This window comes from Methylobacterium sp. XJLW, from assembly GCF_003254375.1.
In the GTDB taxonomy this organism is placed as follows: Bacteria; Pseudomonadota; Alphaproteobacteria; order Rhizobiales; family Beijerinckiaceae; genus Methylobacterium; species Methylobacterium fujisawaense.
In genome coordinates, this window is the sequence record NZ_CP016429.1 from 4,982,025 (window position 1) to 5,008,112 (window position 26,088).

At 73.1% G+C, this 26,088-nt stretch carries 21 protein-coding genes; 11 read left to right on the forward strand and 10 right to left on the reverse strand.

Going from position 1 to position 26,088, the window contains the following annotated elements; translation table 11 throughout:
- Positions 1 to 214 precede the first annotated feature (214 nt).
- From pabB to A3862_RS23115, 5 genes are all read left to right on the forward strand, one after another.
- Positions 215 to 1,603 (forward strand): aminodeoxychorismate synthase component I, encoded by a 1,389-nt coding sequence (gene pabB / locus A3862_RS23095; RefSeq protein ID WP_043756796.1) that lies wholly within the window; start codon positions 215 to 217, stop codon positions 1,601 to 1,603.
- Entirely contained in the window at positions 1,600 to 2,205 is a 606-nt protein-coding gene (locus tag A3862_RS23100) for an anthranilate synthase component II (RefSeq protein WP_043379680.1), read from the forward strand. Before pabB ends, A3862_RS23100 begins: the two co-directional genes overlap by 4 nt.
- Complete coding sequence (locus tag A3862_RS23105; RefSeq protein ID WP_043756793.1) at positions 2,192 to 3,055, forward strand: aminotransferase class IV; 864 nt, start codon at positions 2,192 to 2,194, stop codon at positions 3,053 to 3,055. Before A3862_RS23100 ends, A3862_RS23105 begins: the two co-directional genes overlap by 14 nt.
- Positions 3,052 to 3,558 carry a DoxX family protein gene (locus tag A3862_RS23110; RefSeq protein WP_043379683.1) on the forward strand — a complete coding sequence of 169 codons (507 nt, stop codon included), beginning with the start codon at positions 3,052 to 3,054 and terminating at the stop codon, positions 3,556 to 3,558. Before A3862_RS23105 ends, A3862_RS23110 begins: the two co-directional genes overlap by 4 nt.
- A 295-nt stretch (positions 3,559 to 3,853) precedes the next feature.
- A complete protein-coding gene (locus tag A3862_RS23115) occupies positions 3,854 to 4,393 on the forward strand; it encodes a YciE/YciF ferroxidase family protein (protein WP_043756791.1) in 540 nt (179 codons plus the stop codon).
- 67 nt (positions 4,394 to 4,460) lie between these two features.
- Here the strand turns inward: A3862_RS23115 and A3862_RS23120 are convergent, their stop codons facing one another.
- The 4 genes from A3862_RS23120 to A3862_RS23140 form a co-directional block, all read right to left on the reverse strand.
- Positions 4,461 to 4,790: a hypothetical protein gene (locus tag A3862_RS23120; protein WP_043756788.1), complete on the reverse strand. Its 330-nt coding sequence runs from the start codon at positions 4,788 to 4,790 to the stop codon at positions 4,461 to 4,463.
- 331 nt (positions 4,791 to 5,121) lie between these two features.
- Positions 5,122 to 5,499: a hypothetical protein gene (locus tag A3862_RS23125; protein WP_043756785.1), complete on the reverse strand. Its 378-nt coding sequence runs from the start codon at positions 5,497 to 5,499 to the stop codon at positions 5,122 to 5,124.
- Between the two features lie 208 nt (positions 5,500 to 5,707).
- On the reverse strand, positions 5,708 to 6,649 hold the full coding sequence (gene mazG, locus A3862_RS23130) for a nucleoside triphosphate pyrophosphohydrolase (protein ID WP_111474018.1): 942 nt from the start codon (positions 6,647 to 6,649) through the stop codon (positions 5,708 to 5,710).
- A 500-nt stretch (positions 6,650 to 7,149) separates the two neighbouring features.
- The gene (locus tag A3862_RS23140; protein WP_236961460.1) at positions 7,150 to 9,147 is read right to left on the reverse strand and encodes a glycosyltransferase family 2 protein; all 1,998 of its coding nucleotides are present in this window, start codon (positions 9,145 to 9,147) and stop codon (positions 7,150 to 7,152) included.
- A gap of 52 nt (positions 9,148 to 9,199) precedes the next feature.
- Here A3862_RS23140 and A3862_RS23145 point away from each other — a divergent pair, with 52 nt between their 5' ends.
- The 3 genes from A3862_RS23145 (at position 9,200) to A3862_RS23155 (ending at position 12,612) form a co-directional block, all read left to right on the forward strand.
- A complete protein-coding gene (locus A3862_RS23145) occupies positions 9,200 to 10,069 on the forward strand; it encodes a transporter substrate-binding domain-containing protein (RefSeq protein WP_051975947.1) in 870 nt (289 codons plus the stop codon).
- Positions 10,070 to 10,274: 205 nt separating this feature from the next.
- Positions 10,275 to 11,978 carry a lysine--tRNA ligase gene (locus A3862_RS23150; protein ID WP_043756775.1) on the forward strand — a complete coding sequence of 568 codons (1,704 nt, stop codon included), beginning with the start codon at positions 10,275 to 10,277 and terminating at the stop codon, positions 11,976 to 11,978.
- Between the two features lie 22 nt (positions 11,979 to 12,000).
- On the forward strand, positions 12,001 to 12,612 hold the full coding sequence (locus A3862_RS23155) for a pyridoxamine 5'-phosphate oxidase family protein (protein WP_043379707.1): 612 nt from the start codon (positions 12,001 to 12,003) through the stop codon (positions 12,610 to 12,612).
- Positions 12,613 to 12,707: 95 nt separating this feature from the next.
- On the opposite strand, the gene A3862_RS23160 is transcribed toward A3862_RS23155, so the two are convergent.
- From A3862_RS23160 to A3862_RS23170, 3 genes are all read right to left on the reverse strand, one after another.
- Positions 12,708 to 13,607: a transglutaminase family protein gene (locus A3862_RS23160; protein ID WP_043357963.1), complete on the reverse strand. Its 900-nt coding sequence runs from the start codon at positions 13,605 to 13,607 to the stop codon at positions 12,708 to 12,710.
- Positions 13,604 to 16,141 carry a circularly permuted type 2 ATP-grasp protein gene (locus A3862_RS23165; protein WP_043756770.1) on the reverse strand — a complete coding sequence of 846 codons (2,538 nt, stop codon included), beginning with the start codon at positions 16,139 to 16,141 and terminating at the stop codon, positions 13,604 to 13,606. Before A3862_RS23165 ends, A3862_RS23160 begins: the two co-directional genes overlap by 4 nt.
- Positions 16,142 to 16,403: 262 nt before the next feature.
- The gene (locus tag A3862_RS23170; RefSeq protein ID WP_043761091.1) at positions 16,404 to 19,682 is read right to left on the reverse strand and encodes a transglutaminase family protein; all 3,279 of its coding nucleotides are present in this window, start codon (positions 19,680 to 19,682) and stop codon (positions 16,404 to 16,406) included.
- Between the two features lie 218 nt (positions 19,683 to 19,900).
- On the opposite strand from A3862_RS23170, the gene A3862_RS23175 reads away from it, so the two are divergent.
- Positions 19,901 to 21,085 carry a zinc-binding metallopeptidase family protein gene (locus A3862_RS23175; RefSeq protein WP_043761089.1) on the forward strand — a complete coding sequence of 395 codons (1,185 nt, stop codon included), beginning with the start codon at positions 19,901 to 19,903 and terminating at the stop codon, positions 21,083 to 21,085.
- A gap of 24 nt (positions 21,086 to 21,109) precedes the next feature.
- Here the strand turns inward: A3862_RS23175 and mntR are convergent, their stop codons facing one another.
- A complete protein-coding gene (gene mntR, locus A3862_RS23180) occupies positions 21,110 to 21,571 on the reverse strand; it encodes a manganese-binding transcriptional regulator MntR (RefSeq protein WP_020093314.1) in 462 nt (153 codons plus the stop codon).
- Between the two features lie 156 nt (positions 21,572 to 21,727).
- On the opposite strand from mntR, the gene A3862_RS23185 reads away from it, so the two are divergent.
- A complete protein-coding gene (locus A3862_RS23185) occupies positions 21,728 to 23,056 on the forward strand; it encodes an Nramp family divalent metal transporter (protein ID WP_043357949.1) in 1,329 nt (442 codons plus the stop codon).
- 47 nt (positions 23,057 to 23,103) lie between these two features.
- Here the strand turns inward: A3862_RS23185 and A3862_RS23190 are convergent, their stop codons facing one another.
- Positions 23,104 to 23,547 carry a DMT family transporter gene (locus A3862_RS23190; RefSeq protein ID WP_043756769.1) on the reverse strand — a complete coding sequence of 148 codons (444 nt, stop codon included), beginning with the start codon at positions 23,545 to 23,547 and terminating at the stop codon, positions 23,104 to 23,106.
- Positions 23,548 to 23,684: 137 nt separating this feature from the next.
- A complete protein-coding gene (locus A3862_RS23195) occupies positions 23,685 to 25,373 on the reverse strand; it encodes a thiamine pyrophosphate-binding protein (RefSeq protein WP_043756766.1) in 1,689 nt (562 codons plus the stop codon).
- 288 nt (positions 25,374 to 25,661) lie between these two features.
- Here A3862_RS23195 and A3862_RS23200 point away from each other — a divergent pair, with 288 nt between their 5' ends.
- On the forward strand, positions 25,662 to 26,072 hold the full coding sequence (locus tag A3862_RS23200) for a DUF1236 domain-containing protein (protein ID WP_043356963.1): 411 nt from the start codon (positions 25,662 to 25,664) through the stop codon (positions 26,070 to 26,072).
- Positions 26,073 to 26,088 lie beyond the last annotated feature (16 nt).

The following is a 26,088-nucleotide window of genomic DNA, read 5'->3' on the forward strand; positions in this document are numbered from 1 at the left end:
CCGGAAACTTGGCTGTTTGACCAGGACTTTGCGCGCCTGCCCTGACATCCCACATGAAGCCGCGGGGACGCGGTCTGCGTCGGAAGCACGCCCTGTCTGCCCCCCAGGGCGGTCCCTGCGTGCAACTGCCGCTTCCCCCGCGGCATCGCCTGTGCGACGGCAGCGTGACAGGATCTGCCCCGCCCTCGCCCAGGACAACAGCCCGAACCCGGTCATGTGGACCCGAGAGATCCCCTTCATCGATCCCGTCGCGGCGGCGGCCCGGCTGCGCCCCCTGCCCGGGCTCGCCTTCCTCGACAGTGCCATGCGGCACGACTCCCTGGGTCGCCATTCGATCGTGGCCGCCGAGCCGTTCGCACGCTTCCGCTACCGCGACGGGCGGGCGACCCTCGACGGAAATCCGGTGCCGGGCGGTCCCTTCGCGGCTCTGCGGGCGTGCCTCGCGCCGTACCGGATCGAACCGGACGCCGAAGAACCCTTCCCCGGCGGGGCGATCGGCTATCTGGCCTATGACCTCGGGGCATCGCTGGAACGGGTGGCGCCGCCGGCCCGGCGGGCGGGGCTCACCGACGACATCGCCCTGAACTTCTACGACACGGCCCTGGTGATCGATCACGCCGCGGGCACTTGCCGGCTCGTCGCCACGGGGTTCCCGGAGACCGCACCGGCCCAGCGGCAGGCCCGCGCGGAGGCGCGGCTCGCCCGATTCGCCGACCGGCTCGGCGGCGCGGAAATCCCGAGCGCGGCCGCCGCCGGAGCGCCGGAGCCGCTCACATGGCGCTCGAACTTCGACCGACAAACCTATGAAGAGGCTGTCGAAAAGGTCCGCGCCTACATCCGGGCGGGCGACATCTACCAAGCCAACATCGCCCAGCGTTTCACCGCCGATCTCCCGGCCGGCTTCGATCCGTTCGCCCTCTACCGGCGGCTGCGCGCCACCAACCCGGCGACCTTCGGCGCCTATCTGGAGCTGGAGGGCCTGACCGTCGCCTCGTCCTCGCCCGAGCGGTTCATCCGCCTCGACGGCCGTCACGTGGAGACCCGGCCGATCAAGGGCACCGCCCGCCGCGCGGATAACCCCTCGGACGACCCGGCGGCCGACCGGGCGGCGGCCGAGGCGCTCCAGGCCAGCGTGAAGGAGCGGGCCGAGAACGTCATGATCGTCGACCTGCTGCGCAACGATCTGTCCCGGGTCTGCGCGCCGGGCAGCGTCGCCGTGCCGACGCTCTGCGGCCTGGAGACCTACGCCAACGTCCACCATCTGGTGTCGGTGGTGACCGGAGAGCTCCGCGACGGGCTCGACGCCCTCGACCTCCTGGAAGGGACCTTCCCGGGGGGCTCGATCACCGGCGCCCCGAAGATCCGCGCCATGGACATCATCACCGAGATCGAGGGCGACGCCCGGGAACTCTATTGCGGCGCCATCGGCCGGATCGGCTTCGACGGGGCGCTCGATACCGCGATCGCGATCCGCACGGTGTTCATGGACGACCGACAGGCGGTCCTGCAGGCCGGGGGCGGGGTGACCCTGCTGTCGGAGCCCGGCCCGGAATACGACGAGACCCTCGCCAAGGCCGCCCGCGTCTTCGAGGCCTTCGCATGATCCTCGTCCTCGACAACTACGATTCCTTCGTCTTCAACGTCGTCCGCTACCTGGAGGAGCTGGGCGAGGAGGTCCGGGTCGTGCGCAACGACGCCCTGGACGTCGCCGGCATCCGGGCGCTGGCCCCCGAGGCCCTGGTGGTCTCGCCCGGCCCCTGCACCCCGGCGGAGGCCGGCATCTCCCTGCCGGCGATCCGGGAGCTGTCGGGGGCGGTGCCGATCCTCGGCGTCTGCCTCGGCCACCAGGCGATCGGCGCGGCCTTCGGCGGCACGGTGGCGCGGGCGCAGCGGCCCCTGCACGGGCAGATGACGCCGATCGCCCATACGGGCGAGCGGCTGTTTTCCGGGCTGCCGGCGCCGATGCCGGTGGGGCGCTACCACTCGCTCGTGGTGACCCCCGGCCCCGAGATGGAGAAGCACCTCTCCGTCGACGCGGTCTCGCAGGAGGGCGAGGTGATGGCCCTGTCGCACCGGACCCACCCGACCTACGGCATCCAGTTCCACCCGGAATCGGTCCTGACCGAGGGCGGCCACGCCCTGTTCGCCAATTTTCTGGGGCTGGCCCGGGCCTGGCGGGAGGGACAGCGCGATGCTGTGGCGTGACGGCGCCCTCGTCGCGGGGACGACCGCGCCACTGGACCTCACCGACCGCGGCCTGACGCTGGGCGACGGCCTGTTCGACACGGCGCTGGCGCTGGGCGGCCGGGTCGCCTTCGCGGAGGCCCACATCGCCCGGCTCGTGACCTCCGCGGACGCGCTGGGGATCCCCGCCGCGCCGGACCGGATCCGGGAGGCCATGCGGGCGCTGGCCGGCGCGGGGGGCGGGACCGGGGAGCGGCTCGCGATCCGCACCACCCTCACCCGCGGCTCCGGCCCGCGCGGCCTGAAGCCGCCGGAGGATCCGAGCCCGACCCTGTTCGCCACCGCGGCGCCGAGCGCCCGCAGCGCGGCCTTCGCGCCCCTGCGCCTGTGGCCGACTTCGATCGCCCGCAACGACACGTCCCCGGCCGCCCGGCTGAAGACCTTGGGCTACGGCGACGCGGTGCTGGCCGCCCGCGACGCCGCCGCGGCGGGGTTCGACGAGGCGCTGTTCTGCAACACCCGGGGACGCGTCGCATGCGCGGGCACCGGCAACCTGTTCGGCCTGTTCGGGGAGATCCTGGTGACGCCGCCGCTGACCGACGGCGTCCTCGCCGGGATCGTGCGGGCGGAGATCCTGGCGCTCGCCGCCGGATGCGGGCTCCGGGCGGAGGAGCGGTCGCTGAGCCTGCCCGACCTGATGGGCGCCGAGGCCGTGTTCCTGACCAATTCCCTGCGGCTCCTCGCCCCCGTGACGGCGGTGGGCGAGACGGCCTTCGCCAGCCTCGGGCACACGGCGGTCCTCCGCCTCAGGGCGGCGCTCCGCGAGTCGGTGGCCCGCGCCTGCGGGGTGACGGAGGAGTCCGTCGCGTGACCGGGCAAGCGGTCGAGACGGGCCGCCGCCGGCTCCGCTACGGGCTCGCGGCCCTCTACGCCTTCATCGGGGTGGTGCATCTCGTGGCGACCGACGCGATGCTGCCGCTGATGCCCGACTGGGTGCCGCAGCCGCGGCTCGTCATCCTGGCGACCGGCCTGTGCGAGATCGCCGGCGCCGTCGGCCTGCTGACGGGCCGGTTCCGCCGGGCGGCCGCGCTCGGCCTCGCCCTCTACGCGGTCTGCGTCTACCCGGCGAACCTCAAGCACGCCTTCGACCACGTCGCCATCGCCGGCATCCCGGATTCCTGGTGGTACCACGGCCCGCGCCTGGCGTTTCAGCCGGTCTTCGTCTGGGCGGCGCTCTGGGCCGGCGGGCTGATCGACTGGCCGTTCGGCGGGGACCGCGGATCTGCCGGCGCCGCGCCCCGGACCGCCCGCGCTCCGCAGCGCCCGCCGACGCCACCGGGACGGGACGCGCAGGCCCCCATCCGGGACCCCTGATCACAGGATCCCCGGATCCCCGGATCCCGGCAGGCCCTGATCACAGGATCCCGGGCGATGGACCGGCCGCCAGGCGGCCCGGAAGACCGCCCCCCGGCCCCGAACGGCGGACGACAGGCCGACGCGTCGCGACCCGGGCCCGCCCGTCTCTGCCCGACGCGGTGGGGGGCGCCTTCGAAACCCCGAAAGGTTCCTCCACAGGCCGAAGATATCGCCCGGATACAGCCGGCCGGACCGGGGTTCACCGAGGAGGCCGCCGACACCGACGGCGGCCCTTCAACGGAGACAGACCGCCATGGCCAAGCAGAAGACGCTGCAGGACGCGTTCTATGAGACCCTGAAGGACGTCTACTATGCCGAAAAGCAGTCGGTGAAGGCGCTCAAGAAGTCCGCCAAGGCGGCGGAGCACGACGCGTTGCGCCAAGCCTTCGAGACCCATGCGGAGGAGAGCGCCCAGCAGGTGGAGCGCCTGACGCAGGTCTTCGAGATCATCGGCAAGCCGGCCCGGGCCAAGACCTGCGAGGCGATGCAGGGGATCGTCTCCGAGATGGAGGAGGACCTCGACGACTTCGCGGGCAGCCCGGCCGCCGACGCGGTTCTGGCCGCCTGCGCCCAGGCGGTGGAGCATTACGAGATCGCCCGCTACGGCACCCTGAAGACCTGGGCCGCGCAGCTCGGCTACGCGGATGCCGCCAAGCTCCTGGACGAGACCCTGCAGGAGGAGAAGACCACCGACGCGCTGCTCTCCCGGATCGCCGGGACGATCAACGCGGCGGCCGATGCCGGGGAGGGCGAGGCGGAACCGGCGAAGGGCAAGGGCAAGAAGGGCGCCTGATCGCCCACGGGGCCCGGCGCCCCTCGCGGGTGCCGGACAGCGGGGCCGCCCTCCGGCCGGGCCCGGCTCAGTTCGCCTTCTCGATGGCGCTGAGCGGCGTCCAGTAGCAGCGGTCCTGCGCGTCCTTCAGGGCGAGGCAGCCGTAGCTCATCGTCCGGGACTCGAGCTGGACTTCCTCGCCGGGCTTGAAGGACCGGCACTCGCCGCTGGCGAGGCTGCCCTTCAGCAACTGCCCGAACCCGGATTCGTCGCCCGCCATGACCAGCTTGAACAGGCGGTCGGTGACCTCCTGGCTGTGGCAGCCGAACCGCTCCTGGACGACCGTCTCGGCCGAGGCGGGCCGGGACAGGGCGGCGGTGACGGCGAGGGCGGCGAGGACGGGCAGGGCGAAGCGCATGCGCGGAACATATCCGCGGACCGCCCCGTGTCGAGCCCTCGGCGCGCCGGGGAGCCGCGGAGGATCGCCGCGGGTAACCCCGGCGCGGATCGCGGCGCGGTCGATCAGGAACGTGGCACCGCTCGGCCTCGGAACCTGGACGGGGGAGGTTCCTTCAATCCGAGCCGGCGCGTCCGGAGCGGGAATCCCGGCGTCGGCGGTCCGCCGACGCGCGCCCGGAAGCCCCTTGTCGAGAGCGCGGGTGCCTCGCGGGATCAAGCCGCCCCCGGCTGCCCCGAAGGCCGCCGTCGCCGGCGTGCCGGGCGGTGAGGACGGGCAGTGCCGATTTGCCCTACGCGGCGACGCGCCTGACCACGACGTCCTCGGCATAGACGAGGGTTGCCATGACGCCGGACCGGATCCGATCGAACACCGCGTCGAGATCCCCGACGCTCTGCATCAGCACGGCGCACGAGAGGGCGACGATCTGCGGGGTGCGATCCGTCCCTTCGGCGAGGAAGTCGCGGATCGCATCGACGAGGGACGCGGTGGCGTCCGCCTCCGCGGAGGCGCCGAGGACATGCAGGCAATCCTGCCGCAGGGACACGAGATTGCCGTCAACGACCGAGACCCATTGCCGGTCGTGATCGTAGATGAGCCAGCGCACCGATCCCGCCGCCACGGGAGCCAGTCCCGCGAGATAGCGCTGAGCGGCTGCATCATCGAACATGGCGCGGGTTTAACGCCCGGCGGCCGGAACGCCAACGCGTCGGGTCACCGTTGCGGAGCCCGGCGGATCCGCCGCGACGGGCCCGCAGATCGGGCCGCGGGCGTTCGAGCGGCGCGGCCTGACAGCGCCGCTCGAATGCGGACAGACGAAGGTCCCGGTCGCGGATCTCGCGAGGCGGTCGCCCGATTCGGATCCGGGCCACGCGCCGCTACGGCCCACCCCCCGCCTCGTCGCGCTTGGCCGCCTGCCACGCCGCCTCCATGGCGGCGAGGTCGGAGTGGCCGAGGGCGCCCCCGGAGGCCGCGAGGTGCCGCGCCATGGCGGCGAAGCGGCGCTCGAACTTGGCGGTCCCGTCGCGCAGGGCGGTCTCCGGGTCGATCCCGGCATGCCGGGCGAGGTTGGCCACCGAGAACAGGAGATCGCCGATCTCCTCGGACAGGGCCTGCGGGTCGCCCGCCGCCAGGGCCTCGGCGACCTCGTCGGTCTCCTCGCGGACCTTGTCGACGACCTGGGCGGCCTCGTCCCAGTCGAAGCCGTAGGCGGCCGCCCGCCGGGAGATCTTCTCCGCCCGGGCGAGGGCCGGCAGCGCCCGGGCGACGCCACCGAGCGGGTCCGGCGTTGGATCCGGCGCGGCGCCTGTATTCTGCCGCGCCTCTTGCCGCTCTTCCTGCCGCTCTTTCTGGCGGGCCGCCCGTTCCTGCGCCTTGATCGCCGCCCACTGGGCCTCGACCTGGGCCGGATCCCGCAGGGGCGAGCCGGCGGGCAGGGGCGTGCCATCCGGGGTGAAGACGTGGGGGTGGCGCCGGACCAGCTTGTCGCCGATGGCGCGGGCCACGTCGTCGAAAGCGAAGGCGCCCTGCTCCTCGGCCATGCGGGCGTGGAACACCACTTGGAGCAGCAGGTCGCCGAGTTCGTCCCGCAGGTCGCGCAGATCCCCCCGCGCCACCGCGTCGGCGACCTCGTAGGCCTCCTCGATCGTGTAGGGCACGATGGTGGCGAAGCTCTGCGCCACGTCCCAGGGGCAGCCGGCGACGGGATCGCGCAGGGTCGCCATCAGGCGCAGGAGCCGGCTCAGAGGCGCCTCCTCCGCAGCACCCGCCGCCTTCGCCCCGCCCGGCCCAGGCCGGCCCGCATCGCGTGTCTCGCTCATGCGGATGGCGTTAGAGCATGGCGCGGCGCAGGGAAATCCGCCCGCCGGCGTGCCCCTCGGGATCGCGATGCAGGTCCGGCCGCGCCAGCGGGCCATCGACGCGCGGGCCCCGGGGGCATCCGGCTCCGGCGGCCGTCAGCGCGTCGCCCGGACGCAGGGCGGCTCCCGGGCCAGCGCCAGGGTGAACGACCAGAGGATCCGGCCGACCGAATCCGTCAGCACCGCGCCCCGGTCAGGAGCATGGGGCTGGCGGTAGCATGGGGCTGGCGGTCCGGCACAGCTCCCGGGCGCCACGGATCGCCGCCTCCACGCCGTCCGCCTCCAGATGGTCGCTGGCGAAGGCGAGGCCCCAGCGGCCGTCCGCATGCTCGAGGGTGTGTCGGAGGCAGAAGGCCGGCATCGCTTGGGCCGCCGCGAGGCGAATCACCGGCCGCCCGGGGCGCGGGCACGAGCCAAGCGCCGACGTGAGCGGTGCCGCCGGTCGGCGCGACTGATCCAGATCAAGCGGAAGCGCATGCGCCGCCGTCCGGCCCGCGCGCCGTGTCGCAGGGTGTCGCAGGCCGCCCGCGCCGGGCCCGCCGCCCGCTGCGGGAGGTCCGCGCGAGGCCGTGCCGGGTCTTGTTCCAGCGCAGCGGGGCGCGGACCAGCTCGATCAGCGCCAGCCACGCGGCCAGGCTGACCAGCAGGAAGTAGACCGGCATCCACGGGACCGACTGGGCGAGGTCCCCCCAGCCGCGCCGGGCGCAGCCGGCGAGGGCGGGCAGGACCAGGGCGGCGAGCCCCGTCCCGAACAGGGTGATGGCGAGCCCGGTGGGCAGGTTGTCCAGGAAGGCGGGCGCGGCCGGGATCTCCAGGACCAGGAAGGACCACGCCGCCGCGACGAGGCAGACCGGGTAGGCGAGCGCCGAGGCCACCGTCCCCGGGACCAGCGCGACGGCGCAGAGCGTCTCCAGGCCGCCGAGGCTGCGTGCGGTGTCGAGGGGGCGCCGCCCGTGGGTGAGGCTGGTCTGGACCAGACCTTTGAGCCAGCGGGTGCGCTGGCCGAGCCAGGGTCCGAGACGGGCGGGGGCCTCCTCGAAGGTGGGGCTGGGCAGGTCGCCGACGGTGTAGCCCGCGAGCGCCAGCCGCAGGCCGAGATCCGCATCCTCGGTGACGTTGTGGGCATCCCAGCCGTGCAGCGCCCGCACCACCGCGGTGCGCAGGTGCATCGAGGTGCCGCCGAGGGGGACCGGCAGGCCGCAGCGGGCGAAGGCCGGGTTCAGCACGTCGAACAGGCCGGCATATTCGAGGGCGAAGACGCGGGCGAGATACGAATCGCCGGCATTGTCGATCACGAGCCGCCCCTGGAGGCAGGCGGTGCGCGCGGGCAGGCGCGCGAACAGGGCGGCCGCCAGCCGCAGCTGTCCGGGATCGGGCACGTCCTCGGCGTCGTAGACCGTGAGCAGGGCGCCGCGGGCCAAAGGCAGCGCGGCGTTGAGCGCCCGGGGCTTGGTGCGCGGGCCGCCCGGGGGCACCGTGATCACCTCGAACCGGGCCGGCAGGGTGTCCCGGGGAAGGGCGGAAGCGGTCTCCGCGTCGTCCGCCTCGAGCAGCAGCTTGATGTCGAGCTTGGCGGCCGGATAATCGAGGGCGGAGAGCGCCCTGAGCAGGTCCGGCACCACCGCCGCCTCGCGGTGGAGGGGGACGAGGACCGTGTAGACCGGCAGGTCGGCCTCGGCGAGGGGCGCCACCGCCTCCGGCTCCACCGGGGCCGCGATGGCGAGGGCCGCGATCCGGAGGGCCGCCATGGCCAGGAACAGGATCTGCCCGGCGATCACCACCGCGCGCGTCAGCGGGGGCGGCAGCGCCGCGCACAGGCAGAGCGCGGCGGTGACCGCGAGGGCGAGGACCAGCAGCCAGCGGAGGGCGGGCTCGGGGGCCGTCGCCCGCTCGGGCGCGCGCCGCCGCAGGTCGTGCGCCGCATGATCCGCCACCTGCTCGGGGATGGCCGCGAACACGGCCTCGCGCAGGCGCGTGGGGCTGGTGATCGCCGGCATGGCGGCGCGGCACGGAGCGCGGCCCGGGGCGTCGAGGAGGTCCGCGATCGCCCGCCCCCGGGGCGCCAGCACCCAGGGCGACACCGATCCCGGCGCCAGCGGCGCGAGACCGGCCACCAGGCTGTCGGGGAAGCGCAGGCCCAGGCCGAACGGGATCGGGCCGTCGAGGTAGGGGGCGCCAAGCGCCCGGGCCAGGGCTTCGTAATAGGCCGATTCGGCGATCAGACCGGCATTCAGCAGGGCGGTCGCCGCATCGGTCCCGGCCGCGGCCGCCGCGGCGGCCGCCCGGACCAGCAGCCGGCCGTCGACGCCCTCGGCCAGCAGGAAGGCGATCTCCGACGGCAGGGCCGCCGGCCCCGCGGGCGGGCGCTGGACCGACACGCCGCGCTCCCCCGGTGGCCCCAGGACGTGGTAGAGGAGGGGGGTGAGCCAGTCCCCGCCCCCACGCTCCGAGAGGAGCACCACCCCCTCCCGATCGTCAAGAGGCGATAGGACACGCATCCCATCCCGGTGCATGGCGGCCGTGCTCGCCGCCGCACTCCTCGCGGCCCCGGCCGCGCCCGCCGGTGCTGCAGCCGGTGCCACCGCCGAGGCCACAGGTGTCACCGCCACCCCCGCCGTCACGGTGCCGGATTTCTGGAACCCGCGCAGCCGGGGCGAGCGGATCGAGGCGCCCCAGACCGGCCGGGCGGTCCGCTTCCTCACGGACGACGAGTTCCCGCCGCTGCACTTCGCCGGCCCCGACGGCAACCCGACGGGCTTCGTGGTCGAGCTCGCCCGCGCCGTCTGCGAGAAGCTGACGATCACCTGCACGGTGCAGGCGCGCCGCTTCGACACCCTGCTCGATGCCCTCGACAGCCGGCAGGGCGACGTGGTCGCGGCCGCCATTCCCCTGACGGCAACGCTGCGGCAGAAATTCCTGGCGACGCGGCCGTATTTCCGCTGGCCGGCGCGGTTCGCCGCCCGGACCGACAAGGGCCTGCCCGTCCCCTCGGCGGTGGCGCTCGCCGGCCGCAGCGTCGGGGTCATCGCCGGCAGCGCCCATGCGGCCTACCTGAAGGCGTTCTTCCCGAAGGCCGTGGCCAAGGACTTCACCGACCTGGCGGCGGCCGAGGGCGCACTCAAGCGCGGCGAGATCGACTACCTGTTCGCCGACGGCCTGAACCTCGCCCTCTATGTCGGCGGCCAGGACGCGGAGACGTGCTGCGCGCTCATCGGCGGCGACTATCTGGAGAACCGCTATTTCGGGGAGGGGATCGGCCTGATCACCCGCCCGGAGGACGCCGCCCTCTCCCGGGCCCTGGACGACGCGCTCCAGCGGGTCTGGGACGACGGCAAGTACACCGAATTGTACCTGCGGTTCTTCCCCGTGAGCCCGTTCTGACGGACTTCCCTCCTGGACGATGATGCCGCCGTCGACCGGTTCATGCCGGACGGGGCGGCGGAGCCGGGCGCCGCAGTCTCAGGCCACGAGCTCAGGCCACGAGCGCGGGCGCGCGATGGAACCCCGCATTGCACCGTCAGGCGTTCCGCTCCGATGCGAACCGCTCTAGGGTGCGCGCTCCCAATTCGCGTTCATCCCCGAAGACATGCAAGCCGCCCCCCCAGCCCTGACCCTCGACCCCGACATCATCGAGGCCGCCGCCAACGCCGCCGCTTGGCCCTTCGAGGAGGCGCGCAAGCTCGTGGCGCGGCTGGAGAAATCCGGCAAGACGGAGGTGCTGTTCGAGACCGGCTACGGCCCCTCGGGCCTGCCGCATATCGGCACCTTCGGGGAGGTCGCCCGCACCTCCATGGTGCGCCACGCCTTCCGGGTGCTCACCCGCGACGCGGTGCCGACCCGGCTGATCGCCTTCTCGGACGACATGGACGGGCTGCGCAAGGTTCCGGACAACGTGCCGAACCGCGAGATGCTGGCCGGCCATCTCAACCAGCCGCTCACCCGCGTGCCGGACCCGTTCGGCACCCATGACAGCTTCGGGGCGCACAACAACGCCGAGCTGCGCCGCTTCCTCGACGCCTTCGGGTTCGCCTACGAGTTCCGATCGGCGACCGAATGCTACCGCTCGGGCGTGTTCGACGCGACGCTGCTGCGGGTGCTGGAGCGCTACGACGCCGTCATGGAGATCATGCTGCCGTCCCTGCGGGCCGAGCGCTCGGCGAGCTACTCCCCGTTCCTGCCGCTCCACCCGGTCACCGGTCACGTGATGCAGGTGCCGATCGACGCGGTGAACGCCGGCAGCGGCACCATCGCGTGGCGCGATCCCGCCACGGGCGAGCGCTACGAGACCCCGGTGACCGGCGGCCACGCCAAGCTGCAATGGAAGCCCGACTGGGCGATGCGCTGGGTGGCGCTGGGCGTCGATTACGAGATGGCCGGCAAGGACCTGATCGATTCGGTCAAGCTCTCCGCCAAGATCGCCCGGGCGCTCGGCGGCGAGCCGCCGGAGGGCTTCAACTACGAGCTGTTCCTCGACGAGAAGGGCCAGAAGATCTCGAAGTCGAAGGGCAACGGCCTGACCATCGACGAGTGGCTCAAGTACGGCACGCCGGAATCGCTCGCCCTGTTCATGTACAACAAGCCGCGCGAGGCCAAGCGTCTGTTCTTCGACGTGATCCCCCGGCACGTCGACGAGTATATCGGCTTCCTCGACCGCTATGCCGGCCAGGACGCGAAGCTCCGCCTCGGCAACCCGGTCTGGCACCTGCACGCCGGCACCCCGCCGGAGCCCGAGACGGTCGAGGGCGCGAGCCTGACCTTCGCGATGCTGCTCAACCTCGCCGCGGTGGCCAACACCGAGGATCCGGCGGTGCTGTGGGGCTTCATCCGCCGCTACGCGCCGCAGACCGGGCCGGAGACCCATCCGGGCCTCGACCGGCTGGTCAAGCACGCGCTGAAGTACTTCTCGGATTTCGTGCGGCCGGCCAAGACCTACCGGGCGCCGACCCCGGAGGAGCGGGCGGCCCTGGAGGATCTGTCGGAGACCCTCAGGGACCATGCCGGCTCCACCGATCCGGAGGCCCTGCAGGCGGCGGTCTACGAGGTGGGGCGGCGCCACTTCCCCGACACGTCCGGCAAGGCCAAGAGCCCGGACGGGCGGCCCGGCGTGTCGCAGGCGTGGTTCACGAGCCTCTACAATGTGCTGTTCGGCGAGGCGCGCGGACCCCGCTTCGGCTCCTTCGTGGCCCTCTACGGCGTGGCGGAGACCCGGAGCCTGATCGAGGCGGCCCTCTCGGGCGCGCTGGTGGCCGAGCACGAAGCCTTCGTGGCCGGCACGGCCAAGGTCGCGTGAGCAAGGACCGCAGGAGGGCGTGATGGTCGTCGACAGCCTCGCCGCCCTGGAGGCGATCTACACCGCCCCCCCGGCGGCCGCCTCCACCGCCAAGGTGGCGGATTCGGTCACGCCGGACTACGCGGCGCTGATCGAGGCCTCGCCCTTCGCGGTGCTGGCGACGAGCGGCCCGGAAGGGCTCGATTGCAGCCCCCGCGGGGACCAGCCGGGCTTCGTGCGGGTCGCCGATCCGCGCACGCTGATCCTGCCCGACCGGCGCGGCAACAATCGGATCGACTCGCTCCGCAACATCGTGCGCGATCCGCGGGTGGCGCTGCTGTTCCTGATCCCGGGCTCGGGCACGACGCTCCGGGTGAACGGGCGGGCGGTGATCTCGGCCGATCCGGATCTCCTCGCCACGTTCCGGGTCGACGGCCACGCGCCGCGCACCGCAATCGTGATCACGGTCGCGGAGATCTACTTCCAGTGCGCCCGGGCGATCATCCGGGCCAAGCTGTGGGATCCGGATGCCCGCGTCGATCCGGCGAGCCTGCCGACGCCCGGGTCGATCCTGGCGGCGCTCACCGCAGGCGCAGTCGGCGGCCAGCGCTACGACGCGGAATGGCCGGAGCGGGCGGCCAAGACGATGTGGTGAGGGACGAGTCTGGGCGCCGGCCTGTCCGACCCGCTGCCTCATCCTGAGGGGGGTGGACGTTTCGGGCACCAGCCGGCGGGCCGCTCCGGGATCCCTCACCCCACCAGAGCGAGATCCTGCGTCTCGGTATCGGGGATGACGTCGACCTCGACCTTGAGGCGCTGCTTGCCCGAGCCGCTGACGATGCCGTCCACGGGGGCCACGTCGCCGTAGTCGCGGCCGCGGGCCACCACGATGTGGTCGTCCTGCACCGGCACGCCGTTGGTCGGGTCGAGGCCGAGCCAGCCGTCCCCGCACCAGACCGCCACCCAGGCATGGCTCGCATCCGCCCCGCGCAGGCGCGGGCGGCCCGGCGGCGGCACGGTGCGCAGGTAGCCGCTGATATAGGCCGCCGGCAGGCCCATGCCGCGCAGAGCCGCGATCATCACGTGGGCGAAATCCTGGCAGACCCCGGCCCGGAGCGCGAAGGATTCGGCGAGCGGCGTGGAGACGGTGGTGGCCTTGGCATCGAAGCGGAAGTCCCGGCCGATCCGCAGCATCAGGTCGTGGGCCGCCCCGTAGGCGCTGCGGCCGGCGGAGAAGCTCGGCCGGGCATAGTCGGTGATCGCGGGCAGCAGCGGCACCCGGCCGCTCGGGAACAGGAAATGCACCGGCGCCCGGCCGGCGAGGTCGCGCCCGGCCACCACGGCGTCGCGGACCCGCTCCCAGGCCATGCCGGATTCCGGCGGCGGCGGGGCCGGGCGCTCGACCCGCACGGTGGAGAGCGCCTCGACGCTGAAGGTGGTGTGCGGCGCCTCCAGGGTGATCGCCACGGCCTCGATCCCGAAATAGTCGCGCCGCATCACCGCGCGGGCCGGGCTCGGGTCGATCGTGACGGCGCTCGCCAGCACGCTCTGGCCCTCGCCCTCCTGCGGCTTGAGCCGCAGGGTGCAGCGGGCGAAGTGCACCGGCCGCCCGTAGCGGTAGGTGGTGCGGTGGCGCAGCGTGTAGATCACGCCAGCCCCGTCAGCTTCTCGGGGCGCAGCGCGTTCGGCCCGGTAGGGAAGTAGCGGGCCGCGATGCCGTCGGCCAGCCGCTCCAGGTCGGTCGCGAGCACGGTGAGGCGCACGGCGTCGAAATCCGCGGCCTCGCCGCTGCGCAGCTCCGCTAGGATCCGGGTGGCGAGGCGGCAATGGGGCTCGGGGATGCCGTCCGCGGCCAGCGCCGGCAGGTCGGCGAGGTGCCGGGTGATCGCCTCGGCCTGGAAGGCGATCGAGCGCGGGTTGTAGGGGTCGAGCAGCACCATGTCGCGGACCGGATCGAGGGCCGCCCCCTGCAGGTAGCGCCGCCCGTAGCTGATCTGCGAATCGCACAGCGACAGCATCACCCCCAGGCAGCCGGGCGTCGCCTCGTCGTTGGCGAAGGCCAGCGCGAAGGCGCCGGTGTTGATCGCCCGCTCGATGCGCCGGCCGAGCTCGATGAAGTGCCAGCCCTCGGCGCGGCTCATGTTCTCGTGGGTGAGGCCGGCGAGCGCCGCGAGCTGGCTCAGGGCCCGCTCGGCGCGGCCGGCGAGCTGCGACTCGGTGAAGGCCCGCTCGGTGTTGAGGGACAGGAACTCGTTCAGGTCGGCCAGCACCCGCCACGCCTCGCCGGACAGGCGGGCGCGGAGCGCGGCGGCGTTGCGGCGGGCCGCGAGGATGTGGGACCGCGCCGAGCCCGGCCGATCGCGCCCGGCGAGCGCCTCCAGGGCGAGGCGGGCGGTGGGCAGGTCGGCCGCGCCGATGGCGCCCCACTCGTGCAGGAGGGCCCGGAGCGCCAGGGCCGCGGGCGTGTCGAGGGCGCCCGAGATGTCGGTCCCGACGGCGTCGCCGACGCTGCGCAGATGGGCGAGCACCAGCCGGATCACCGCCTCGCCGCGCTCCAGGTAGCGTCCGAGCCAGAACAGGCCGTCGGCGGCCCGGGCGGGGAGATGGCCCCCGACCCGCCGCACCCGCGGGGCCGCCTGCGTGCCGATCAGGGGCGCGGCGACCGGCTTCTCGGACAGCACCCAGACGTCGGCGGAGCGGATGCCGAGCCGCAGCTCGATCGGGTCGACGTCCTCGCGCTCGGAGACCCGGCAGAAGCCGCCGGGCATGACCTGCCAGCCGAGCGGCGTCCGCGTGGCGAAGACGCGGACCACGAAGGGGCGGGGGACCAGGACGAGGCCGTCCGGCCCGCGCTCCCAGCCCGGCATGGTCGAGAGCGGCGCGGCCTCCTGGGCGACGTAGTCGAAGGGCCGGTCGCGCAGGGCGGCGACGACCCGCTCCCGCTCGGCCGCCAGGACCGGGCCCGCGAGGATCGCGTCGCGCCCCGCCCCGCGCTGGGGCGTGGCGGCCGGGCGCAGGGTCAGGCTGTCGAGGTTGGCCTGGGCGTGCGCCAAGCCCTCCAGGTCGCCGCACCACCACGTGCGCGGATGGCCGAGCCGCAGGGGCTCGCCGAGAACGCGTCGGGCGATGCCGTCGAGATAGGGGGCGAGCGCGGCCGACTCGACGAGGCCCGAGCCCGGCATGTTGGTCATCACCAGGGAGCCGTTGCGCAGGGCCTCGAGGATCCCGGGCACGCCGAGCCGCGAAGCCGGATTCAGCTCCAGGGGATCGAGGAAGTCGGAGTCGATCCGCCGCCACAGGGCGTCGGCCCGCTTCAGGCCCGAGACGGTGCGCACGTGCAGGCGGCCGTCCCGCATGACGAGGTCGTCGCCCTCCACCAGCATCAGGCCGAGATAGCGGGCCAGCGCCGCCTGCTCGACATAGGTGCTGCTGTAGGGGCCGGAGGTCAGCAGGCAGATCCGCGGGTCGACGCGCTCGGCCCCCAGCGCCAGGCCATCGCGAAAGGCCTGGAAGAAGGCCGGCAGGCGCTCGACGTGGAGGTCCTGGAAGAAGTCCGGGAAGGTCCGGGCCAGGACCATCCGGTTCTCCAGCGCCCAGCCGAGGCCCGAGGGGGCCTGCGTCCGGTCGGCCAGCACCTGCCACCGCCCGTCCGGGCCCCGGCCGAGATCGGCGGCGTAGAGCTTGAGGTAATGGCCGCCGGGGGGCGTGACGCCGTGGAGCGGGTGCAGGAACTCCGGCGTGCCGGCCACGATCGCGGCGGGCAGCAATCCCTCGGCGACCAGCCTTCCATCCCCGTAGACGTCGGCGAGGATCGCCTCCATCAGCTCCGCGCGCTGGACGATCCCGGCGCTGAGGGCCGCCCACTCGGACCCCTCGATCACCAGGGGCAGGCAGCCCAGCGGCCAGGGATGCTCCCGCTGGTCGCCGGCGATGCGGAACGAGATGCCCGCGTCCCGGATGTGCCGCTCCGCCGCGACGAAGCGGGCCATGATCTCCGGCTCGGTGAGGCCGCCGAGACGGTCGAGCAGGCGCGGCCACGCCCCGCGCGGAGCGCCGTCCGGGCCCAGGAACTCGTCCGGCCGGCCGGGGGCGGGGCGGTAGCCCGCGCTCCAGCGGGCGACGCGCTCCCGCGGGCCCTCCGGCCGCTCGGCCCGGCCGCGGCTTCCCGCGAGCGCCGCCTCCATCACGGCCCCCCGGTCACTGCGGCTTGCGGATCCACACAGCGTGGACGGCGACGCGGTCGCAGAAGGGAGCGCGGGTCCCCTCTCCCGTTCGGGAGAGGGACAGGGTGAGGGGTCGGGTCTGCCCGAAAGGGGCGCGTCCTGCCGGCGCGTCGACCCTGAAGCCTCTCGTCCCTCACCCCAACCCTCTCCCGCACGGGAGAGGGGGCGCGTCGCGCTCTGTCGTCCGCGTCCGTGTCCGACCCAGATGTGTGGACATCGCGGATCATTGCGGGGCCGGCATCCGCAGGTCGAGGGTGAGGGGGAACTCGGCGCTCGATTCCGGCCGGGGCATGTCGATCCGGCCGGGGGTATGGCCGTGCGGCTGGAACCGGGCGAGGCGGCGCCCCTCCGCCTCGTAGGCGTTCACCGGATGGGTCTCGTAGTTGCGGCCGCCCGGATGGGCGACGTGGTAGCGGCAGCCGCCGAGCGAGCGCCCGTTCCAGGCATCGAGGATGTCGAAGGTGAGCGGCGAGTGGGCCGGGATCGTCGGATGCAGCGAGGAGGCCGGCTGCCACGCCTTGAAGCGCAGGCCCGCCACGGCCTCGCCGCCGCGGCCGGTGCCGGTCATGGGCAGCCGGCGGCCGTTGCAGGCAATAACGTGCCGCTCGGGCACGAAGCCCTCGACCTTGACCTGCAGCCGCTCGACCGAGCTGTCGACGAAGCGCACGGTGCCCCCGCTGGTCCCTTCCTCGCCCATCACGTGCCAGGGCTCCAGCGCCTGGCGCAGCTCCATCCGGACCCCGCCCTGCTCGACCGTGCCGAAGACCGGGAACCGGAACAGGGCCTGCGCCTCGAAGGCGACCGGATCGAAAGCGTACCCCGCCGCCCGGAGATCCTCCAGCACCGAGAGGAAGTCGGACCAGAGGAAATGCGGCAGCATGAACCGATCGTGGAGGTTCGTGCCCCAGCGGACACAGCCGCCGGTCTGCGGCTCCCGCCACAGCCAGGCCACGAGGGCGCGGAGCAGGAGCTGCTGCGCGAGGCTCATCCGGGCGTCCGGCGGCATCTCGAAGGCCCGGAACTCCAGCAGGCCGAGGCGCCCGGTGGGCCCGTCCGGCGAGTAGAGCTTGTCGATGCAGATCTCGGCCCGGTGGGTGTTGCCGGTGACGTCCACGAGGATGTTGCGGAACACCCGGTCGACGAGCCAGCGCGGGATGTTGGGCGCGTCGGGAGCGGGGATCTGGGCGAGCGCGATCTCCAGTTCGTAGAGCCCGTCGTGGCGCGCCTCGTCCATGCGGGGGGCCTGGCTCGTCGGGCCGATGTAGAGGCCCGAGAACAGGTACGAGAGCGCCGGGTGGCGCTGCCAGTAGAGCACGAGGCTCTTGAGCAGGTCGGGCCGGCGCAGGAACGGCGAATCGTCCGGCGTGACGCCGCCCATGACCACGTGGTTGCCGCCGCCGGTGCCGGTGTGGCGCCCGTCGGTCATGAATTTTTCCGCGCCGAGCCGGGTTTGCCTCGCCTCGGCATACAAGTCGGTGGTGATGGCGACCGCCTCCCGCCAGGAGGCGGCCGGGTGGACGTTGACCTCGATCACGCCCGGATCGGGGGTGACCTTGATCACGCCGATCCGCGGGTCGTAGGGCGGCTCGTAGCCTTCCAGCTGGATCGGCAGGTTCAGCTCGGCGGCGGCCGCCTCCAGGTGGCCGGCGAGTTCGAGATACTCGTCGGCGCGCTGCACCGGCGGCATGAACACCCGCACCACCCCGTCGCGGGGCTCGATCGAGAGCGCCGTGCGCACCGCGACGCCGGTGATCCCTGAACCGTTGACGGTGGTCGCGCCGGGACGCCCGTCGGTGAGGGGCGGGCGCGACTCCAGGGGGTCCTGCGGCTGGTAGTAGGGATAGTGCTCCGGCGGCACGTAGGGCAGGGACGACAGGGGCAGGCGGAAGCCCACCGGCGAGTCGCCCGGCACCAGGAAGGCGGCGCCGCGCCGGAAGTCCCAGGCTTCCGAGATCCAGACCCGGTCGGCATCGCCGTCCCTGCCGGTGGGCAGGCTCGCCAGCGGCAGGACGTAGCCCGCGGCCTCAGCCAAGCCCCGCTCGTAGACCCGCCTGATCCGGGCGTCGAACTCCACGGAGCCGGACCGGGCCGCGGCGGGCGTGACGTTGACCGGCAGTTCGGCGGCCTTCTTCTCCCAGACCTCGCTGTCCTCGAAGGCCGGGATGACGTAGTCGGCGAGGCCGAGGCGGCGGGCCAGCGCGTCGGCGAGGGCCTTGGCCTGCGCGATCGTGGCTTCGCCCGCCTGGCCTGCGGCCGCCTCGGGGGCGATCAGGTCCGGATCCCGCCAGATCGGCTGGCCGTCCTTGCGCCAGTACAGGGCGAAGGCCCAGCGGGGCAGGCTCTCGCCGGGATACCACTTGCCCTGGCCGTAATGCAGCAGCCCCCCCGGGCCGAACCGGTCGCGCAGGCGCCGGATCAGCGTGTCGGCGAGCCCCCGCTTGGTCGGGCCGACCGCGGCGATGTTCCATTCGGGCGATTCGAAATCGTCCACCGAGACGAAGGTCGGCTCGCCGCCCATGGTCAGGCGCACGTCCTGCGCGGCGAGGTCGGCATCGATCCGCTCGCCGAGCGCGTCCATGGACGCCCAGACCGCGTCCGAGAACGGCTTGGTGATCCGCGGCGTCTCGGCGACGCGGGTGATGCTCATTGCGAAGCCGAACTCGGTCTTGGCCGGTTCGACCGCCCCCGAGATCGGCGCGGCCGAGCGGTAATGCGGCGTCGCCGCGAGCGGGATATGGCCCTCGCCGGTGAGCAGACCCGAGGTCGCGTCCATGCCGATCCAGCCGGCGCCCGGCAGGTAGACCTCGGCCCAGGCATGCAGGTCGGTGAAGTCCGACGCGGTGCCGGTGGGGCCGTCGACCGCGACGGTGTCGGGCACGAGCTGGATCAGGTAGCCGGAGACGAACCGGGCGGCGAACCCGATCCGGCGCAGCACCTGCACGAGCAGCCACGCCGAATCCCGGCAGGAGCCGCTCTTGAGGCGCAGGGTCTCGGCGGGCGTCTGGACGCCGGGCTCCATGCGCACGCCGTAGGCGGTCTCCCGGGCGATCTGGGCGTTGAGCGCCACCAGGAACTGCACGGTGCTGGGTTCCGCGGGGAGCCGGGCGAGCAGCGCCGCCATCTCGGGGCCATCCGCATCCACCGGCGCGCGGTAGGGGGCCAGCTCCTCGGCGAGGTCCGGGTCGTACGCGAAGGGGTGGGTCTGGGCGTAATCCTCGACGAAGAAGTCGAACGGGTTGATCACCGCCAGGTCGGCGGTGAGGTCGACCTGGATCTTCAGCTCGTCGGTCTTCTCCGGGAAGACGAGGCGGGCGAGCCAGTTGCCGCTCGGATCCTGCTGCCAGTTCAGGAAGTGGTTGGCGGGCGTCACCGTGAGCGCGTAGGCCGGAACCTTGGTGCGCGCGTGCGGGGCCGGGCGCAGGCGGATCACCTGGGGGCCCAGGCTGATCGGCCGGTCGTAGCGGTAATGCGTGACGTGGTGCAGGGCGGCTTTGATCGACACGATGGCTCCGTCTGAAGGATCGAATCCGGCCTCGGCGCCGGTTCCGGACGTCACGGCGGGTCGACCATCGCCCCCCACCGCGCGGTTATGCGACACGAACCGAGACACAAGCAATTTCCGTGCGGCGGCGCCCAGGCCTCCGAACCTCTGGCCGGAACTTTGCCGCCTGGCCCCGCTTTGACCGGCAGGTGGGCCGGGTGCCGGCCCGGGACCGCGCGATGAAGATCTTCCAGTGCCAGGCCTGCGACCAGCCGGTCACCTTCGAGGCGACCGCCTGCGAGAGCTGTGCGCGGCAGCTGGGCTATACGTGCGTGGTCCACGAGGTCTCGGCCCTGGAGCCGCAGGGGGCCTCGGCGCACCCGCTGATGGGCGGCGCGCAGGTCTTCCACGCCTACGCGGATCCCGGACGGCGCTACCGCCTGTGCAACAACGCCGTTTCGGAGGCCTGCAACTGGCTGGTGCCGGAGGACAGCCCCGACATCTACTGCACCGCCTGCCGCCACAACCGCGTGGTGCCGGACCTGTCGCAGACCTGGAACCTCACCCGCTGGCGCCAGATCGAGGCCGCCAAGCGCAGGCTGTTCTATTCGCTGCTGCGCCTGGACCTGCCGCTCGCCACCCGCGCCCAGTACACGGACGGGCTGGCCTTCGACTTCCTGGCCGATCCGTCCGAGAGCTTCTCCGGCGGAATGCCGGTGCTGACGGGGCACATCAACGGCCTGATCACCATGAACATCGCCGAGGCCGACGATGTCGAGCGGGAGCGCCGCCGGATCCTGTTCGGCGAGCATTACCGCACCCTGCTCGGGCATTTCCGGCACGAGATCGGGCATTACTTCTGGTACCTGCTGGTGATGAACAGCCCCACCATGGGGGCCTTCCGGGCGCTGTTCGGCGACGAGCGCCTGAACTACGTCCAGGCGCTGCAGAACCATTACGCGCGGGGCGCGCCCGCCGACTGGGACGAGGCCTACGTGTCGGCCTACGCCACGGCGCATCCCTGGGAGGACTTCGCCGAGACCTTCGCGCATTACCTGCACATCGTCGACACGGTGGAGACCGCCTCGACCTTCGAGCTGCATGTGCGCCCGCGCCTGCGCCACGGGCAGGCGGCACCGACCGTGATCGACTTCGACCCCTACAACACCCAGGATCTCGACCGGCTGATCGCGGCGTGGCTGCCGCTGACCTACGCGATCAATTCGCTCTCCCACAGCATGGGCCAGCCGGCGCTCTACCCGTTCAAGCTGACGCCGACGGTGATCGCCAAGCTCGCCTTCGTGCACGAGCGGATCTACGCCTCCCGCACCGGCATCCTGCCGGATGCCGGCGAGGCGGGCGCCGAGATGCTCCGGGCGGTGATCCTGGGCCTGCGCCAGAAGGTGCCTGCGCCGACGGGGTGAGGACAGGGCGGACGGACGGGCGCCTCACGCCCCCCCGTGACGTTCCGCGAAGGCGCGGAACGCCGCCAGGGTCTCGGCGCTGACATGGTGCTCGATCCCCTCCGCGTCCCGCCGGGCGGTCTCGGGGCTCACCCCCAGCGCGCACAGGAAGCGTTCGACGATCCGGTGGCGCTCCCGCGCCTGGGCGGCGAGCCGGCGGCCGGCCTCGGTCAGGAACACGCCGCGATAGGGCCGCTGCTGGACGAACCCGTCCTCGCACAGACGCTTGAGCATCTTGGCGACGGTGGGCTGCGCCACGCCGAGGCGGGCCGCGATGTCCACTTGGCGCGCCTCGCCGCCGTCGCCGATCAGGTCGTCGATCAGCTCGACGTAATCCTCGACCAGCTCGGACCGCCGCGCCTCGCGGGCCTGCCGGAAGCTCTCCACGTGCCGCTCGGGATCGACCAGCGCGGTCTCGGGCGAGCCCGGCTCGGACGGTTCCTGCATCGGCTCTCCCTCTCGGCACGCACACGCCGCCCCGCCCCTGTCTAGCAAAAACCGGCGGCCGGAGGGGAGTCCCACGCGGCGCGCGGAAAACCCCTTGAATCCCGCGGCCGCAGCCCTGAATATAGCCCGAGCTATATCTTTGAGGAGAGGGTGAGCATGGTGGCGCCGAACGCCGGGACGGCCCCCGGGGGCGCCCCGCCCGGGGCGATGAGCCGGCGGACGGAGAGCGCCATCCGCGACGTCCTCGAAGGGCGGGCGGGTGGACGGGGCCGGTTCCTGCTGTTCGCGGGTCCGGCCGTGACGGCGTCGATCGCCTACATGGACCCCGGCAACTTCGCCACCAACATCCAGGCCGGCGCCCGCTACGGCTACGGGCTGCTCTGGGTGGTGCTGCTCGCCAACTTCACCGCGATGCTGTTCCAGGCCCTGTCGGCCAAGCTCGGCATCGTGACCGGCAAGAACCTCGCCGAGCATTGCCGGGACGCGACGTCGCGGCCGGTGCGCCTCACCCTGTGGGGCATCAGCGAGGTCGCCGCGATGGCCACCGACCTCGCGGAGTTCCTCGGCGGCGCCATCGGCCTGTCGCTGCTCACCGGCATGCCGCTGATGGCCGGGATGGCGATCACCGCGATCGTCACCTACGCGATCCTGCTCCTGGAGCACGAGGGCTTCCGGCCCCTGGAGATCGCCATCGGGGCGATGGTCGGCACGATCGGCCTCTGCTACGCGATCGAGCTGCTGATCGCCCCGGTGGCCTGGGGCGAGGCCGCGAAGGGCCTCGTCACCCCGCGGATCCCGGACGCGGAGGCGCTCACCATCGCGGTGGGGATCATCGGCGCCACCGTGATGCCGCACGCCCTGTTCCTGCATTCCGGCCTGACCCAGGGGCGCGGCAGCCCGCGAAACGAGGCCGACCGGCGCCTTCTGGTGCGCTACTCCAACCGCGAGGTGGTGGTGGCGCTGCTGCTCGCGGGCCTCGTCAACATGGCGATGGTGATCATGGCGGCGGCGGCCTTCCATGCCGGCCACAGCGGGGTCGCCGAGATCGGCGAGGCCTACCGGACCCTGACGCCGCTGCTCGGCCCCGCGGCCGGGGCGGCCTTCCTGGTGTCGCTGCTCGCCTCCGGGATCTCCTCCTCGGTGGTGGGGACGCTCGCCGGCCAGCTGGTGATGCAGGGCTTCACCGGCTGGCGCATCCCGCTCCTCGTGCGCCGGCTCGTGACCATGCTGCCCGCCTTCGTGGTGGTGGCGATCGGCGTCGATCCGACCCGGGCGCTGGTCCTGTCCCAGGTGGTGCTGTCGCTGGCCCTGCCGGTGCCGATGGTGGCGCTGGTGGTGTTCACCCGCCGCCGGAGCGTGATGGGTCCCTTCGCCAACGGGCCGCTCACCCAGGCGGCGGCCGTCGCGGGGGCGGCCGTGGTGCTCGCCCTCAACATGGTCCTGCTGGCGGCGGCCTTCGGGATACCGGTGCCGGGGCTGGGGTAAGCCCGCGAGGCGGCCGGTCGATGTGATCGGCCGGCCCGGTTTTGCTCCTAGAACAGCGCGACGAGGGCGACGCCGGCGATCATCAGCACGCCGCCGAGGATGCGCCAGAGACTGGCGGGGTGGCGCTCGAAGCCGACCCACCCGAAATTGTCCAGCATGATCGATGTGGCGACCCCGGCCGTGACGAGGAGGCCCAGGAACGGGGCGGCCCCGATCTGGCGGGCCACGACGAACTGCGCCAGAATGATGCCTCCGCCCAGGACCCCGCCGAACCACGCCCACCAGGGCATCCCGAGGGCTTGCGCGGCCGTCGGCCAGGCGAGCCTCCCGGTGATGAGCCCCACCGCGAGGATGCAACTCGCGGTCCCGGCGGCGACCACGAGGCCGGCGACCAGCGATTCGGCCAGCCCCTTCGACAGCGTCCCGTTCTGTCCGGCCTGGACGGCGTTGGCCACGCCGGCCAGCAGCGCGAAACCGTAGAGGTACCACATGGCTGAGATCCCGCCCGGTCAAACCGATCCCTAGGGCAGCCCGGGCCGGACGTCCGTGTTCCTCGGCAGCCTCTGTGTCCGAACGCCGCGACGGCCCTCAAGCCGCGCCCCTCGGAGGCCGGCGGAGGGGCGGCCCCTCACGTCGCCCGCACCACCACCTCCACGAGGTTGGTCCCTCCCGACCGGATCCCGGCCTCGATCGCCGGGGCGATGTCGGCGGCCCGGGTCACGCGCTGCGCGGGGACCCCCATCGAGGCGGCCAGGGCCGGAAAATCGATGCGCGGGTCGGTGAGGTCCATGGCGATGAAGCGGTTGGCCCGCACCGAGGCGTAGTGCGCCTGGCCCTTCATGAAGGTCTTGAGGATGTTGTACTCGGCGTTGTTGATCACCACGAAGGTGACCGGAAGTTTTTCGTGCGCGGCGGTCCAGAGGGCCTGGGGCGAGTACATCGCGGCCCCGTCACCCACGACGCAGACCACGGGCGCCCGGTCGAGCCCCAAGGAAAACCCCACCGCGGCCGGCATGCCCCAGCCGAGGACGCCGCCGCGCATCGCCGCGTATTGATGGGCCGACGGGCTGTCGAGGAAGGTGCGCAGGTGGGTCAGCGTCGCGGGCGCCTCGTCCACGATGGTGGTCTCGGCCCCGACCGCGCGGGCCACCTCCCGGGCGGCCACCAGCGGCGCGATCACCGGATCCTCGAAGGCCGCATCCGCCGCGGCGGCGAGCGTCGCCCGCCGCTCGGCCCGGGCGGTCACCGCCTGGGCGCGCAGCTGCGCGAAGGCCTCGGCCCGGTCGGCGAGGCGGGGGCGGAGCAGCGGCAGCAGGGCGTCCAGTGAGGCGCGGATGTCGCCCACGGTCGAGAGGCTCGTGGCATAGGTGCGCCCGAGGTCGCGCACGTCGGCCGAGAGCTGGAAGACCTGCACCCCCGGCGGCACCGCCGAGACCTCCGAGTAGAGCACGGTGATCAGCGACTTGCCGCCCAGCGCGAACACCGCGTCGTAGCGCCCGAGGATGGCGGCGATGGCGTCGGCCCGGGTCGGCAGGTTCCCGGCCCAGAGCGGGTGCGCGGTGGGAAAGGGGATGTGGGCCGGCCAGGACGAGCCGTAGACCGGCGCCGCCAGCAGGTCGGCGAGCGCGACCATCTGGGCCGAGGCGTCCGAGGCGTCGATCTCGTCGCCGGCGATCAGGGCGAGGCGGCCGGGCGCGATGGCGGCGAGCTTGTCCGCCAGCCGGTCGAGGGAACCCGCCACCGCCCGCTGGTCGATGGTCGAGGTCTCGCCCGCCGGTACGGCGCTCATCGCCTCCATCACGTCCATGGGCAGGGACAGGAAGACCGGGCCGGACGGGGCGGCGGCGGCATCGTGGAAGGCCCGGCGCAGCAGGATCGGGATCTGGTCCGGGCTCGTCACCTCCCGGGCCCACTTCATCACCGGGTCGGCGATGGCCACGAGGTCGCCCATCAGCAGCGGGTCGGTCAGCGCGTGGCGGAGATCCTGCTGCCCGGCGGTGACCACCAGCGGCGTGCCGGAGACCTGGGAATTCACGAGCCCGCCCATGGCGTGGCCGAGGCCGCCCGCCGTGTGCAGGTTGAGGAAGGCGGGCCGCCGGGCGCCCTGCGCGTAGCCGTCCGCCATCGCCACCGCGGTCGCCTCCTGCAGGGCGAGGATGTAGGCGATGTCCGGCGCCTCGGTGAGCGCGTCGATGAGCGGCAATTCGGTGGTGCCGGGATTGCCGAAGATGTAGCGCACCCCCTCCGAGCGCAGCACCTCCACCAGGAGGTCGGCGCCCCGGCGCCGGCCGGCGGTCTCCACGGTCTCGATCGACATGCCCTGTCCTCTCCGGCGGAATCAGCGGGAGGCTAAACCATGGGCGGGCCGGGGCAATGCCGCGGCTCCGCCCGCATCCCGAGAGCCGACCGAGAGCCGAACCGTCACGCCGAGCGTGAAGAGGGGGCCGGAAGAGGGGGCCGGCGCCCGATGCGGCCCCCTTGCGGACGGCGTGCGGCGGGCCGCAACCGATCGGCAGCCTTTCTGGCGTAACCTGCCGTGGCCGGGATGCTCCCGCCCCCTCAGGCGCAGGCCTGAAGGTCCATGCCACCGACCAGGACGACACCCATGCGGATCGCGGCTCCCCTTGCGCTCCTGGCCACGCTGGGCCTCCCCGCCATCGCGCAGGCGCAAGGCTTGGAGCGCGGCGCCCAGGAGGGCGCCTCGCGCGGCGAGGAGATGGCGGGCCCCCTCGGGGCGATCGTCGGCGGCGCGATCGGTGCCGCCGTAGGCACGGCCAACGGCATCCTCGGCGTCGACCGGCGAGAGCGCTTCCGCATCTACGCCCTCGGCGAGCGCCGCCCGTCCGTCGCCCTCGCGGGCCCCGTTCGGGTCGGAACCGTGCTACCGGAGGAGGGCGTCGTGTATTACGATGTCCCGCGCGAGTTCGCTTTGCCGGAGTACAGCTACACGATCGTCAACGGCCATCCGGTGCTCGTCGAGCCGCGCACGCGCCGCATCGTGGAGGTGATCGACTGACGGTTCCCTGCCGGTG

Bases quoted from the DNA above. Each gene is read 5' to 3' on its own strand.
- A3862_RS23150 (WP_043756775.1), top strand. From the start codon at position 10,275: ATGCAAGCCGCCCCCCCAGCCCTGACCCTCGACCCCGACATCATCGAG.
- A3862_RS23100 (WP_043379680.1), top strand. From the start codon at position 1,600: ATGATCCTCGTCCTCGACAACTACGATTCCTTCGTCTTCAACGTCGTC.
- A3862_RS23115 (WP_043756791.1), top strand. From the start codon at position 3,854: ATGGCCAAGCAGAAGACGCTGCAGGACGCGTTCTATGAGACCCTGAAG.
- A3862_RS23105 (WP_043756793.1), top strand. From the start codon at position 2,192: ATGCTGTGGCGTGACGGCGCCCTCGTCGCGGGGACGACCGCGCCACTG.
- A3862_RS23200 (WP_043356963.1), top strand. From the start codon at position 25,662: ATGCGGATCGCGGCTCCCCTTGCGCTCCTGGCCACGCTGGGCCTCCCC.
- pabB (WP_043756796.1), top strand. From the start codon at position 215: ATGTGGACCCGAGAGATCCCCTTCATCGATCCCGTCGCGGCGGCGGCC.
- A3862_RS23175 (WP_043761089.1), top strand. From the start codon at position 19,901: ATGAAGATCTTCCAGTGCCAGGCCTGCGACCAGCCGGTCACCTTCGAG.
- A3862_RS23155 (WP_043379707.1), top strand. From the start codon at position 12,001: ATGGTCGTCGACAGCCTCGCCGCCCTGGAGGCGATCTACACCGCCCCC.
- A3862_RS23125 (WP_043756785.1), bottom strand. From the start codon at position 5,499: ATGTTCGATGATGCAGCCGCTCAGCGCTATCTCGCGGGACTGGCTCCC.
- mazG (WP_111474018.1), bottom strand. From the start codon at position 6,649: ATGAGCGAGACACGCGATGCGGGCCGGCCTGGGCCGGGCGGGGCGAAG.
- mntR (WP_020093314.1), bottom strand. From the start codon at position 21,571: ATGCAGGAACCGTCCGAGCCGGGCTCGCCCGAGACCGCGCTGGTCGAT.
- A3862_RS23145 (WP_051975947.1), top strand. From the start codon at position 9,200: ATGGCGGCCGTGCTCGCCGCCGCACTCCTCGCGGCCCCGGCCGCGCCC.
- A3862_RS23190 (WP_043756769.1), bottom strand. From the start codon at position 23,547: ATGTGGTACCTCTACGGTTTCGCGCTGCTGGCCGGCGTGGCCAACGCC.
- A3862_RS23185 (WP_043357949.1), top strand. From the start codon at position 21,728: ATGGTGGCGCCGAACGCCGGGACGGCCCCCGGGGGCGCCCCGCCCGGG.
- A3862_RS23120 (WP_043756788.1), bottom strand. From the start codon at position 4,790: ATGCGCTTCGCCCTGCCCGTCCTCGCCGCCCTCGCCGTCACCGCCGCC.
- A3862_RS23165 (WP_043756770.1), bottom strand. From the start codon at position 16,141: ATGGAGGCGGCGCTCGCGGGAAGCCGCGGCCGGGCCGAGCGGCCGGAG.
- A3862_RS23195 (WP_043756766.1), bottom strand. From the start codon at position 25,373: ATGTCGATCGAGACCGTGGAGACCGCCGGCCGGCGCCGGGGCGCCGAC.